13 protein-coding genes are annotated in these 13,205 nt (G+C 60.8%); 4 read left to right on the top strand and 9 right to left on the bottom strand.

Going from position 1 to position 13,205, the window contains the following annotated elements; translation table 11 throughout:
- The first annotated feature begins 124 nt into the window (after nt 1–124).
- Both G463_RS0102670 and G463_RS0102665 read left to right on the top strand, forming a co-directional pair.
- On the top strand, nt 125–1,831 hold the full coding sequence (locus tag G463_RS0102670) for a glycosyltransferase family 2 protein (RefSeq protein ID WP_026973959.1): 1,707 nt from the start codon (nt 125–127) through the stop codon (nt 1,829–1,831).
- Entirely contained in the window at nt 1,780–2,802 is a 1,023-nt protein-coding gene (locus G463_RS0102665; protein WP_169725409.1) for a phosphotransferase, read from the top strand. Before G463_RS0102670 ends, G463_RS0102665 begins: the two co-directional genes overlap by 52 nt.
- Here G463_RS0102665 and G463_RS0102660 read toward each other — a convergent pair.
- Nucleotides 2,783–4,006, bottom strand: coding sequence for a YheC/YheD family protein (locus G463_RS0102660; RefSeq protein ID WP_084171156.1), 1,224 nt, complete (start codon nt 4,004–4,006; stop codon nt 2,783–2,785). The two genes, G463_RS0102665 and G463_RS0102660, sit on opposite strands and share 20 nt — an antisense overlap.
- Nucleotides 4,007–4,094: 88 nt before the next feature.
- Here G463_RS0102660 and G463_RS0102655 point away from each other — a divergent pair, with 88 nt between their 5' ends.
- Nucleotides 4,095–5,177 (top strand): glycosyltransferase family 4 protein, encoded by a 1,083-nt coding sequence (locus G463_RS0102655; protein WP_026973956.1) that lies wholly within the window; start codon nt 4,095–4,097, stop codon nt 5,175–5,177.
- An 82-nt stretch (nt 5,178–5,259) separates the two neighbouring features.
- Nucleotides 5,260–6,015: a DUF2161 family putative PD-(D/E)XK-type phosphodiesterase gene (locus G463_RS18330; RefSeq protein WP_169725408.1), complete on the top strand. Its 756-nt coding sequence runs from the start codon at nt 5,260–5,262 to the stop codon at nt 6,013–6,015.
- Nucleotides 6,016–6,135: 120 nt separating this feature from the next.
- On the opposite strand, the gene G463_RS0102645 is transcribed toward G463_RS18330, so the two are convergent.
- The 8 genes from G463_RS0102645 to G463_RS18320 all read right to left on the bottom strand — a co-directional run.
- Nucleotides 6,136–7,050 (bottom strand): proline dehydrogenase family protein, encoded by a 915-nt coding sequence (locus G463_RS0102645; RefSeq protein WP_026973955.1) that lies wholly within the window; start codon nt 7,048–7,050, stop codon nt 6,136–6,138.
- Between the two features lie 124 nt (nt 7,051–7,174).
- Nucleotides 7,175–7,366 (bottom strand): hypothetical protein, encoded by a 192-nt coding sequence (locus G463_RS0102640; protein ID WP_026973954.1) that lies wholly within the window; start codon nt 7,364–7,366, stop codon nt 7,175–7,177.
- Nucleotides 7,367–7,479: 113 nt separating this feature from the next.
- A complete protein-coding gene (locus G463_RS0102635; protein ID WP_026973953.1) occupies nt 7,480–8,439 on the bottom strand; it encodes a 4-hydroxy-3-methylbut-2-enyl diphosphate reductase in 960 nt (319 codons plus the stop codon).
- Nucleotides 8,440–8,495: 56 nt separating this feature from the next.
- A complete protein-coding gene (locus G463_RS0102630; protein WP_051321861.1) occupies nt 8,496–9,974 on the bottom strand; it encodes a nicotinate phosphoribosyltransferase in 1,479 nt (492 codons plus the stop codon).
- A gap of 59 nt (nt 9,975–10,033) precedes the next feature.
- Nucleotides 10,034–10,927 (bottom strand): inositol monophosphatase family protein, encoded by an 894-nt coding sequence (locus G463_RS18325; RefSeq protein ID WP_051321860.1) that lies wholly within the window; start codon nt 10,925–10,927, stop codon nt 10,034–10,036.
- A 91-nt stretch (nt 10,928–11,018) separates the two neighbouring features.
- The gene (locus tag G463_RS0102620) at nt 11,019–11,360 is read right to left on the bottom strand and encodes a hypothetical protein (protein WP_026973951.1); all 342 of its coding nucleotides are present in this window, start codon (nt 11,358–11,360) and stop codon (nt 11,019–11,021) included.
- Between the two features lie 63 nt (nt 11,361–11,423).
- The gene (locus G463_RS0102615) at nt 11,424–11,657 is read right to left on the bottom strand and encodes a heavy-metal-associated domain-containing protein (protein ID WP_026973950.1); all 234 of its coding nucleotides are present in this window, start codon (nt 11,655–11,657) and stop codon (nt 11,424–11,426) included.
- Nucleotides 11,658–11,795: 138 nt separating this feature from the next.
- On the bottom strand, nt 11,796–13,205 hold a 1,410-nt coding region (locus G463_RS18320; RefSeq protein ID WP_084171154.1), incomplete at its 5' end, for an ISLre2 family transposase.

Here is a 13,205-nt window from a genome sequence, read left to right as displayed (position 1 = left end):
CAAAGACCCGGGGCACGGTATTGACGGGCCTGAATTTATCCGCACGCCGGGCGAATGGCCTCGTCCGTGGTGCGTGTGGAACGTAGAATGAGCTAACGGGTACAGGAAGGATGGTTGGAAAACGGTGAATTCCCTCAAGCGCAACCGACGAATCCGCAGCCAATCGTCCGCCGCGCCAGCCCGAGCTGTGCGGCTGCCGCGGCGCTGCGTCAGCATTGTCCTGCCCGCCTACAACGAAGCACACACACTGAAGCGAACGCTTCCGCGCCTCGTCCGTTGGAGGGCCGTTCGAGAAGTTATTGTGGTCGCCAATGGATGTACGGATGATACGGAGGCCATCGCCAGACGCGCCGGCGCACGGCTCATCTCCCTTCCGCAGCCATGTGGCCACGATGTGGGGCGGGCGCTCGGCGCCCGTGTGGCGCGCGGCAGATACATCCTGTTTTTGGACGCCGACATTGTGTGGAGCCCCGAAGAACTGCAGCCGTTTGTCCTGGCGCTGCACAACGGCGCCGACGTGGCGCTCAACCACTATCCCCGCCGGCAGGGAGGGTGGTTTCACCATCCCACCGCGGTGGCGAAGCGGACCTTGAACCTGTTGCTGCACCGTCCGGACCTCGGGGCCGCTTCATTCACCACCGTTCCGCACGCCATCACCGCGAGAGCCCTGAACGCCATCGGTTGGGAACACCTCGCAGTGCCCCCGGTGGCTCACGCACGCGCTATCTTGGCGGGGTTGCGCGTGCGAGCGGCTCACCACATCAACGTGTCCTCGCGAAACCCTCGGCAAGGAAGACATCCGAGGCGAACCAAGGCGTTGATCCTGGGTGACCATCTGCAGGCCATCGCCTACCTGATTGCCCAACGAGGCGTGCGCGGAGGCTTTCCGGATGGGGATAGACGCCGAGATCTGATACCGGCGATGAAGGATGGGCATGAACGCGCGTCTGGAGAAGACGATGGCGCGGCGCGGATGGCGAGCCCAGCGATGTCCATCGCCATCGTGATTCCCGCGCACAACGAGAGCCAAACCGTGGCCGACGTCGTGCACGCCGCCAGAAACGCGGGGGCGGAGTGTGTCTGCGTGATTGAGAACGGATCGAGAGACGCAACCGCCGCCGCGGCCGCCGCGGCTGGCGCGCAGGTCGAATGCTACCCGCAACGAGTCGGCCACGATGTCGGTCGGGCCATCGGCGTCACGCACGTTGCCGACGCCGCGTGCGCCATCTTCCTGGACGCCGACTTCGCCATTCATCCTCGGGATATACACGCTTTTGGCGATGCCATTGCAAACGGGGCCGATGTGGCGTTGAACCGCCTCGAATCCTACCTCCCGCTGTCGCGGCAAACCGATCCGGTTTCGACCGTGAAACGCATGCTCAACCTGGCGTTGGGCCAGAAGCACCTGGGCATTGCGTCGCTTACGGCGATTCCCCACGCGCTCAGCCAGCGGGCGCTGCGTGAGATTCCACAGTCCGACCTGGCCGTACCGCCGAGGGCGATGGTCACGGCTGTGCTGCGGGGACTGACCATCACAGCGCCTCACGCGGTCGACGTGGTACAACCCAATCGGTACCGTGCACGCATTCATTCCCCGAGGTTCGGTGCGCCGCTCGCCCAAATGATCCTCGGAGATCATGTGGAGGCCCTGGCGGTTTTGTTCGAACACCGGGGAGAACGGGCTGGATTTCCGCAGACCCGCGACCTTGGTGTGTTGCAATCCACTGCGGCCCAATGTGTGGCGGAGCCCCAACGACGGATGAGGAGGCAAGGGCAGAGATGGCGAAACGTTCGACGCCAGGTCTCAACGATGCGGCGGCAAAGTCGATAATCTCCGCCGTCCTGTCGGAGTATGGATGGTCCGTTCAGGAGATACGGCCGGTGCCTTCGCTGTATCGGCCGTCGGCCGCATGGTGCGTGCATCTGGGGGAACGTAAGATTCTTCTCAAGCCATATCGAAGATCTGAGCGACGATTCCGCAGTATATGGAAACATGTGGATTGTCTGCTTCGTTCCGGGTACCGCCATATGCCGCAGTGGTTCTTCACGAGAAGAGGGTATCCCTGGGTGCTGCGCGCTGGGGTTGTCTACTATGCGACGGAATGGATAGACGGCGCACCCCTGTCCACCGACGCGCATGACTTCGAGCGGCTGGGTCGCGCCTTGGCCCGCTTGCACCGCCACCGAGAACCCACACAGCGGACGCATCCGGTGGAATGGACCGCGAACATCACGAGGGGGCCACAGCTGAACGCCCTTCTCCAAAATCTCCGCCACACCACCGCCAAAGACCCGGAGTTGGCGGCTGCCGCGCAATGGTTGGAAGCGCATGCAGAGGAAGTGCAGCAGATGACGGAGCGCGCGCACAGCACGCTGGGGGCGCCGGATGTACGGGAGATGCTGCACCGGCGGCAAACGAAGCCTTCTCGAATTCACGGGGACGTCACCCGCCCCAACGTATTGGTCCACCAGCACCGTGTGATTCTGCTCGACTGGGAGCGACTACGCTGGGGAAATCCGCTGGAAGAATTGGCGCGAACGCTGGCAAACACCGCCGATTTCAACCCGGATCGAATGACAGCGCTGCTGCGGGGATACGAGCAGATTCGGCCTCTGTCGACTGTGGAGCGGCGCGCCGTGGCCGCGTACTTCAGCCTCCCCAGGGAAGCCTGGTCAACGGCGAGACAATTGGCCGCCGGCACCCTTCCCCCGACGTGGCCGGGCATCCGCGACACGTGGGCAGTGCGGCAGGCAGCCATTGCATACCTGGACGCAGCGGCTGTTACGGGGACGGCTCCGTGAAACATGCATCCGCTGCGGAAGTCTCGCTCTCTCGCCCGTCCACGGCCAGGGCCGTCTCCGGAGAACCGTCCGGGTCCGACATCTCCCGCAGCAGGTGTGCTGCGAATCCTGCCACGCCGCGCATAAAATCGGATACCTCCGGGTCCGTCAGAATGTCCCGTCCAGGGCGGCTGTTGCAGTCGTAGACGTACCACCGGCCATCCTGAGACATGCCGAGATCCACGCCGAGAATCCCCAAGTGCGCGATGTGCTGTTGGATCCGCTTGGCAATCTGCAGCGCCCCGGACACCGCCGTGGCCAGCGGGATATCCGTGAGTTGATGCCGAGCCAACCAGTTCAGGTCCTCGACGGACTGCCGGGTCAGTGAACGGATGGAGCCGCCCGCGTGGTAGTTGGTCAACATGGACCCCGCAGCGGACAACCTCGCTGTGAGCGCGGTCATTCCCCAGGTGCCGCGCTGCCCGCGCTGGACCGTCACGCGAAAATCCAGCGTGCGCCCATCGACAGAGGTCAACAGCGGCACGTGTCTCTGGGCCAGATAGCGACGACGCCTCAGCGCATAGCCGACGATTCTGCGCAGGCCGGATCTGTCCACTTCCGTGCGAACGGTCTGGCGAAAAAAACGGTCCCCGGCAACGTACCACCGGTTCCGGCCCACGCGACGCATGTACAACACGTTTCGCCCGCCGGAACCGTACACCGGCTTGAGCCACCACGCATCGCATACTTCAAACAAAGGCGGTACGTCCTCGACCGTGATGTCATACACTGTTTCCGGCAGCCGGGCGAAGGTCTCCTCGCCCGCATCGCGCTGCAGCCACCGGTACAGTTTGTCTTTGGCCGGCAGTGCCGGGTTGAAATAAGGGATCTCCCATTGTTGGAAGTCCCGTTGCAGTTTTCGATAGGTCGACCGATGGGTCCGCAAATCGGAGAGATACATGGCGTCGTAGACGACACACCGTTCGGGCAGCCGCATTCGGGCGGTCGTCCAGAAGGGTGGACTCTGTTCCTGATACAGTCGGCCGCTGACCCGTCGTCGCGCGGCATTCAGATGCGGCGGCGTGGCGACCAGCACCGGCATCTGGTAAGCCAGCGCCGCATGCCCCAATTGTTGAAACGTCCATTGACGGCGCGCCAATCTCACCTGGTCAGGCAACCATCCGGTCAGCACAATCAGCACGGCTGCTCCCCCATTCCAGCCCATTGACTACGCATCATGGTATGTGTGGAAAACGCCGTACGCATGGGTGACCGCCCATCCCCCACCGATACACAAGGAGGACGAAGCAGAGATGCAGATTGCCCTCATTGCCCCCGATGACCTCCCCATACCGGCATCGCGCGGTGGTTCTGTGCAGATTTACCTACAATCCCTCGCCGATGAACTGATCCGGAGAAACGTTCGGATTGCCCTCTACAGTCCTGGGCGCACGCCGCTTGGCCAGCATCACACCGTGATTTCAAAGCGCGGACAGGCCTACCGACGGGCGGTCATGCGCCATCTGCGACGGCAGCAACCGGACATCGTCCAGGTGGAAAATCGGCCGAGTTGGGTGCCCGCCATCCGACGGATGGTCCCCCACGCGAAAATCGTCCTCAACCTGCACTCCACCACGTTTCTCGGACCTCGGCACATCTCGGTGCGCCAGGCGCGCGCCGTATTGAAATCAGTGGATGCCGTGGTGACGAACAGCCGCTACCTGCAGCGGGAGATTCGTCGGCGATTTCACCTATCCAACCGGGACTGGCGCGCAGCCGTGATTCACCCCGGGGTGTCTCTCGATGCGTTCACCGCAATGGAGCGCCGGAAGGAGGCTGACCCACCGTTTCGCATCCTGTTCGTGGGACGGGTCATTCGACAGAAGGGGGTGCATGTGCTGGTGGAAGCGGTGCGCCAATTGGTGAAGATGAAGATCCCGGTGCGGGCCACCATCATCGGCGGCACCCATCCGTGGGAACGTCAGTATCGGAAACGCTTGGAACAGCGCACCCGCAGATTGCCCATTCAATGGATTGGCTTTGTCTCACCGTCGGATCTGCCGGAATGGTTTGCCGACGCGGACGTGCTCGTCTGTCCGTCGCAGTGGGACGAAGCGTTTGGACTGGTCAACGTGGAGGCACTGGCGGCCGGTGTACCGGTGGTGGCCAGTCGGGTCGGCGGAATTCCAGAGGTGATCACCTCCGAGTGCGGCGTGCTCATCCGCGACTATCGCCGACCGGAAGCGTTCGCCGAAGTCTTTCGCACGCTGGCGGAACATCGAGAGCACTTGCAGCACTTGGCGGATCAAACGCGGAACCGCGCGGAGCAGTTCACCTGGCGTCGGACAGGGCGTGCGTTCGAGCGCCTGTACCGAGAGCTGGGTCTCACATGCTAACATGGTGGGGATGAACGAGGATACCCGTCGCTCGGGAGATGGTCAGCGTGTGCCCTGCACGCGAATGATGGAGGAAACCAACGTGACCCGCGCGTTTCGCGAGACCGATATGTACCCACCGCTTGAGGCGTTCTTCGCCAAGCTCGGCTATACCGTGCAGGCTGAGGTCAAACATTGTGACATTGTCGCCTATCGCGCGGACGAATTGATTGTTGTAGAAATGAAACGGACGCTGAATCTGGAGGTGGTGGCGCAGGCCGTGGATCGACAGAAATTCACACCATCCGTGTACATCGCGGTGCCAAGGCCAAAAGCCAATCCGGCACGCGGCGAATGGCGTCGACTCCGCACGGTCCTGCGCCGGCTGGAACTGGGCCTCCTGTTCGTGGCCCTCGACAGCCACCTGCCGGCATCGGACCGCGTGCAGGTGGTGGAAACCCCTCGCCCGTACCGCGGACGCCACCGCGCCCGGGCTGCGGAAGCACTCCTGCGGGAAGCTTCGGCGCGTCACAGCCATGCGAACGTGGGTGGCAGCACGCGGCGCCCCCTGCTCACGGCGTACCGGGAGCAAGCGCTGTGGATTGCCACCTGCCTGGCGCGCTACGGTCCCCTGTCGCCGAAGACGCTTCGGCAGCTCGGGAGCAGTCCGGAGAAAACCCAGTCCATCCTCGCCGACAATGTGTACGGTTGGTTTGAGCGCGTCGCCCGCGGCGTATATCAACTGACAGATGAGGGAAGGAGCGCGTTAACCAGCTACGGGGAATTGCGCGAACACTTCGAGCGGCGGATCGAGAACCTGTCTTTCTCGACGCCGCCACATCCGATGGATCCGTCCTGATGCGTCGGCCCAACGTATGCAAGCAGCCCCGCCATCCAAAGAATGACGGGGCCATCCCACGCTGTCTGCAATGTGAGGGCTTTCATGCCGGCTGTGCGCCATAACACCCACGAGGGCGTTTCACTTGAACATTCCCTTGAGGACAAAGGCCACGTTCGCAGGACGCTCGGCCAGCCGACGCATGAAATACCCGTACCAATCGTTTCCGTACGGCACATACACCCGAAGCGGATACCCTTCGCGAACCAGCTGTTGCTGCAGACTGGTCTTGATGCCGTACAGCATCTGGAACTCGTACTTGTCCTTTGCGATATTATGCTTCTGAATGAAGTCCTTTGCCTGTGCGATAATCCGCTCGTCATGGGTCGCAATCGCGGCGAATCCCGGACTCAGCAATTGCGCTTCCATCAATTTCAGGTAATTGGCGTCAACGTCCGCTTTATCCGGGAACGCCACCTCCGGGGATTCTTTGTAGGCACCTTTGACAATTCGCAGGTGCACGCCCTGCCCGCCCAAGCGCAGCACATCTTCCAGACTGCGATACAAATACGACTGAATGACGGTTCCGACGTTGTCGTAGTCCTGGCGCAGTTCGTCGAGAATGTCCAGTGTAATTTGGCAGTGCGCATAGTCTTCCATGTCAATGGTGACCAATAGATCATACTGCTTGGCCACATCGAGGATGCGGCGCATATTTTTCATACACAAATCCCGGCTGATATCGAGCCCCATTTGTGTCATTTTCAGTGACAGCGAAGAATCCACACCGGCCTCGTGAATGGCCTCCAGTGTTCGAATGCAGTAATCCGCCGATTCATTCGCTTCTGCTTCATCGTTCACGAATTCTCCCAGGTGATCCAATGTCACCTTAATTCCCTGTTGATTGAGCGCGCGTACGGTCGCCACCGCGTCCTCAATCGTCTCCCCTGCCACGAATTTCTGCGCACCCAAGCGCAGGCCGTACCGCTTCGCCCAACGGTTGGCCGCACGATTTTGCGCCATCGACAAAAGCAGGGAACGCATCAGCTGTTCCATTCTCGTTCGCCTCCGTTTTCTGCACACAGCGATGGTGCAATGCCAGGAGCATGATTCTCCCGATCACGTGCATTTATTATACACTGAATTTGAACCGTGACACGCCAATATGCGAAGAAATCGATCAAAATAGTGCCTTAACTATGTGAATTCCTTTTACACCAGCCGTGTATCCGATGATGAAACCGAACAGCACGAGAAACGCCACCCAAAACACCACAGCGAGCAGCGTGAACAACCAACGCACCGCGCGTTTGCGCAGCCACAGGCACAGGATGGCCATCGCCAAGAGCACGAGCAGGAGGACAACTTGCACGTTCCACTCTCCCATCACTACCAACTTGAATCCATCGGGGCGCTAGACGCTGCCGCCCGGCGCACACCCGCCCACCGGTCTTTGGTCAGGATTCCCTTCATCCCGCCTCCGTGTCAGGGCGCCTTCGAAGCATCCGATCTGTGGACCGTCGGCAACAGCCGATCCGGGTTCACGGTCCGAATCGGCTCCCACGTACTGGGATCGTTTTCGTCATATCGCTCCAGATACGCGATGACCTCCCGGGTGATGGGCGTCGGCGTGGATGCTCCGGCCGTGACCGCCACTTTCTTGACCCCGTGCAGCCACTCCCGCTGAATTTCCGTTACATCTGCCACCCGATACGCCTTCGTCCCCGCGATTTCTTCCGACACCTGCGCCAGCCGGTTCGAGTTGTTGCTCCGCGGATCTCCCACCACAATGCACAAATCCGCGTGCCTTGCCTGTTCCGCCACCGCCTGCTGGCGGGTTTGCGTCGCCATGCAGATTTCATTGTAAATCTCCGCCTGCGGATACCGCGCTCGCACCGCCTGCATCAATTCGGCAGTATCCCACTGGCTCATCGTCGTCTGGTTGGTGATGGCGATTTTCGGATTGTCCAACTGCAGCGCTGCGATGTCCTCCATATCTTCAATCAAATGCACCCGATCCGGGGCGACACCCACCGCACCTTCCGGTTCCGGGTGTCCCTTGCGGCCGATGTAGATGATATCGTATCCCGCGGCCACCTTTTCCCGAATCAGATCATGCGTGCGGGTCACATCGGGGCAGGTGGCGTCAATCACATGGAGTCCGCGTTCCCGCGCACGCCGCTTGACTTCCGGAGATACGCCGTGAGCCGTGAAGATGACGGTGCCTTCGTGAACCTGCTCCAACAGTTCCAGTCGGTTGGCCCCGTCCAGCGTGATGACGCCCTCGCGTTCGAACGCCTCCACCACATGCCGGTTGTGGACAATCATCCCGAGGATGTAAATCGGGCGGGGCAGCGTTGGATTGTCCGCCGCCTGTTTCGCCAGCGTCATCGCGTCCACGACGCCATAACAGTAGCCGCGGGGGGAAATCTTGATGACCTCCATTCGTAACACACCTCCATTTCTCACAGGGTTGGGCGCCCAGGGCGCCCATCTTCATTCTACCTCGCGTGCGGACGCCATTGGCGCAGCAGGTGCTGCTTCAAGTTCCACAATTTGTCCGACAGATCCACATGATAAATATGAGGATTGACGTGGCGCTTGACCTCCGAAGAGAACTGCGACAATCCCATCACGACGTGTTCGCGAATGGCGGCCAACGACGGCAATTCATAGACCAGCTCGCCACCCACCACCACGGGCACCAACAGTTCCTGAATTTCGTAGTTCTGGATCACCTTGCGCTTGTAGGTGTGGACCGGATCGAACAATTCCAACGGTTCCGCGGGATTGAACTGTTCATCATCCAACGCAATCAGATCCGCCGACGCGATCCCGTCGACGAGCAGCCGCAGCACCTTCTTCTTTCCCGGATTCGTCACTTTCTCCGCGTTCTCCGACACTTTGATGCGCGGCACCAGGCGGCCGTTCTCTTCCTGCGCCGCGAGTTTGTAGACACATCCCAGCGCAGGGTGGTCGTAGCTCGTGATGAGATGCGTTCCAACCCCCCAGGAGTCAATCCGCGCCTCCTGCATGATCAAATCGCGGATTGTCCACTCGTCCAAATCGGACGACGCCACAATCTCCACATACGTCAGTCCTGCCGCATCCAGCATCGCACGGGCGCGTTTGGACAGGTAGGCGAGGTCGCCGCTGTCGATGCGAATACCGCGCAGTTGGCGGCCGTCCTTCTCCATCTCCTTGGCGACGGTGATGGCATTCGGAACCCCGCTGCGAAGCACATCGTACGTATCCACCAACAGGACGGTGTTGTCCGGAAACGCGCGGTAGTAAGCTCGAAACGCCTCCAATTCCGACGGGAAGCTCTGTATCCACGCGTGACCCTGAGTGCCGGCCACCGGAATGCCAAAACTCTGCCCGGCCAAGACGTTGCTGGTGGCCACGCAACCGCCGATGTACGCCGCCCTCGCACCGAACACTGCGGCGTCCATGTTCTGTGCGCGGCGCAATCCCATTTCGATGACCGGCCCGCGCTTTCCACCGCTCTGAGCGGCGTCCACCACCCGCTGGGCCTTGGTCGCAATGAGACTCTGGTGGTTGATGAACGACATCAACGCAGACTCCACCAATTGAACTTCGAAAATCGGCCCCTCCACGCGAAGCAATGGCTCGTGTGGGAAAACGATGGTGCCTTCCGGAACGGCGAACAGGTCTCCGGTAAAGCGAAACCGCCGCAATTCGTCGAGGAACGATTCGTCAAACATCCGCAGTTGCCGCAGATAATCAATTTCCTCCGACCCAAAGCGAAGATTTTGCAGATACCAGACCACCTGCTCCAAACCGGCCGCGATGACATATCCGTTTTGGGAGGGGTTCTTGCGATAAAAGAGATCGAACACCACGCGCTGCCGGTGTTGTCCTGCCTGATATTGGCCGTACATCATCGTCAATTGATACAGGTCGGTGAACAGCGTAACGGGACGACCGCGATAGCACGGCAGCTGTTCCACCACGGCCATCCGCTCCCCCGCCACACGCTGCATATCCAAGAACGCGGTCTCATTCAACATGGAGTCTGTCATCCTCTCCGTTCACCCGGGATGGAAACAACCTCCTGAATCGCGGTCGCCGTAGCTTCTGTGCCGGCCGCCACCACATCGCGAACCTGTAAATGGTAGGTCTGTCCATCCATGCTCTGCACGCATCCACCGGCTTCCCATATCAACAGGACGCCAGCAGCCAAATCCCAAGCGTTCAGGTCGTATTCCCAAAATGCGTCAAGTCGGCCCGCTGCCACGTACGCCAATTGCAGCGCCGCCGCACCGAGCGCCCGAAGGCTCTTGATGTTCCCAGCCAACCGAAGCGCCGCCGCGGTCGTCCAGTCGCGCGCCTGACCGCGCGTGGGGACACCGGTCCCGACGACGCACCCCTTGAGCGGCTTATCCTTCTGTACCGACAGCGTCCGTCCGGGCAGTGTGGATGCAGACCCCCGCAGCGCCGCGCGAATCTCCTCGGCCTTCGCGACGAACGAACCCGCACCGCGCATGGCGTAAAAGACCTCCTGGCGGTACGGATCGTACACTACACCGGCACACAGGCGGCCGGCTTCGGCATAGGCGATGGAGACGACGGACAACGGCAAACCCTGAACGAAGTTTGTGGTGCCGTCCAATGGATCCACAATCCACAGATGTGATGCCGACGCCACCTCCGCCGTGGCCGCCATGGACGCCTGCCACCCCGGCGCCGTCGACTCCTCGCCGAGCACGGCATGATCCGGAAACGACTGTTGGATGCATGCTCGAATTCGCCGTTCACATTCCGGATCGACATCGGTGACCAAGTCGGACGGCGACGACTTGGTTTTGACCTCGTGAATAGTGTCAATCCGAGAAGCGAAGTAGTCGCCGGCGTCCAAGGCCGCTGCCAGCGCCACCCGCAACGGTTGTTGATAGGGTGATGAAGATGTCATCAAACGGGTTTCCAATCCTTTCTTTACGTTTGGGTTCCACCTGGCGCATCAGCCGAGGATGCCCATCTCCGGCCACCGAGTGCCTCCTTCATTATCCATGACGCCCGCTGAGCAAAACGGTCACCACCAACAATGCGAACACCAAGACGTACCCAATCATCTGAATTTGGCCCTTGCGCCGCTCCTTCAGCATGGTATGCGCCACCGCGGCAGCCACCAGCGCGAACAGCGGGTGCAACAGCCACGCGCCGCCCCGCGGATGTATGATCCAAGTGATGATGCCGAGCAACACCTGGAGATCCAACAAACCGACGAGAACCATCCGATAGCTCGGCGTCTGCAGCCGACGCCCCAGGCGAAATGCATTCCACAACAGCAGCGCCACGGAAACAATCAACGTCACAATGCCTACAACCCCGTGAATGGCTGTCACGCGAAATCCTCCCTCAACTTTTCCTTCGGCCTGCCGGAGTCGGCTGGCCGCAAAGGCAATCAGCTAACATCTTACCGAATCCACCGCGGAATCTCCAACCAGCCGATATCCCGCCTCTTCGACGGCCGCTTTCAGCCACTGACTGGGGCATTCCGACTCGGCCACCACCGTTGCCGCTCCCGACGCCACATCCACCTGCACCGAGCGCACTCCGGGAAGCACGGACAACGCCCGTTCCACGGCTTTACCGCAGTGTTCACAGGTCATGCCATCTACGCCAAACCGAAATGTAACCATTTGCTGTCCTCACAACCTTTCGGCGCACTGCCCGTCATCCATCTCTCTCCATTCTACTCCAGTCCACGCCGGGGCTCCACATACGCGATGCGCATGTCCGTGTCAAGTTCCGGTAGGTAAGACCTCACCGTCAAGCATTTATGCAACTGTGAATGGAGACCGTACCAACTCCCGCAGGACGTACTTGACCCACGGTCGGCCCGCGTGCGGTCCATCCAGAGCCGGCAGATGTACCTGCAGCCAACTCTCTGCCGCCTGGCGCTTGCGCTCAGCCATATTCCCGCTGGCGAACGCTTGTTTTGGCACCCGGGCCTGTTCCTCTTTCTTGGTGCCGTTATCAGCCAAGTGATACGCCTCTCGGTTCGCTCGCACCGCCATGACCCGAACCAGATGGTCAGCCCCTGACGCGCTCCAACGCGCTCCGTGCCGTTTCATCCGCCGTGCAAGGTGGTGGAACACCTGTCCCTCAATCGTCCCGAGGCTAGCAGCAGCCTCCGATGTCACAATTCCGTCCCAGTTGTGATATAGGTACCCTCTCAGCTGCCGCACGCGCTCTTTCACCGGGCCTCGGCTGCGACGCTCCACATTCATCAGTACTCGGTCAATCCGTTCCCATTCCCCAGCTTCCAGACCCTCGCATACCTCGCGGTAAGCCGCATCCTCTGGTCTTAAGGCCTGCAGCAGCGCTTTACGTAAGTGATACGGGTCCAACCGGTGCTTAGCGCCGGGTAACATGTCCAGTCCCTGTTTTGCCCACGCAGCCCCGTCCGTGCCCAGCCAGCAGCCGTTCACTCCGCTCCAGTCCCAGGCGTGGCCAAACTGCGCCACGGTCTGTTCCCAGAACTCTTGGCCCTCGGACACACCAGCCGCAATCCGGCGTCCCATCAGTTCACGCCGTCCTTTTGCCACCTCGCGTTTTCCCTCATACGCCACCGCCAGTTTGACCTCAATATGCCGACGTCGGCCCTGTGGGTCCCGGGCTCGGACCACCATCCCGTCTGCCTCTACATGCAGTTCGTCCACACGCCGCTGACCGGGAGGAGTCTGCCCTTGCTCAAAGACTGCCTCTCTCCACGATTCCGCCCACTGACGTTCGGCAGCCCCAATCTGCTGTACCTCTTGCCAAATCGTCATGGCGCTAACACCCGGCACGAACTCCTGGAGGACTTTTTCCACCCGGTGATAGGGCATCTCCACCGCCAACGCAACCGCCTTCTCCCGCAACCGAGGGGATACTCGCTGCCGCGGCGTGAGACCTAAGTGCTCGTCCAGCAAACAACATCCCTGGCCGGTTTGTCGATCCCTGTAGTACCGCCTCCAAAACGTCACTTCTCCCACAGTTGTCACAATCGTACGCTGTTTCCGGTTGACCAACTCCAGGCGTTTTTTGTCCCGAGAGTGCATGAGCTGTTCATCCACGGCCTCCAAGGCCTGTGACAGCAGACTGCGTGCGCTCACTTTGACGGCCTTTTCCACGCCCTCCTCCAACTCTGCAAAGCTCCTGGAGTTAGATATTGCCGATTGAAGGTCAGCCATCAGCTGCAGGAA

Origin of the sequence: Alicyclobacillus contaminans DSM 17975 (genome assembly GCF_000429525.1) — a bacterium.
GTDB lineage: Bacteria > Bacillota > Bacilli > Alicyclobacillales > Alicyclobacillaceae > Alicyclobacillus_A > Alicyclobacillus_A contaminans.
Note: the sequence above shows the minus strand (reverse complement) of the source record. Positions and strands in the feature narration are given on the sequence as shown.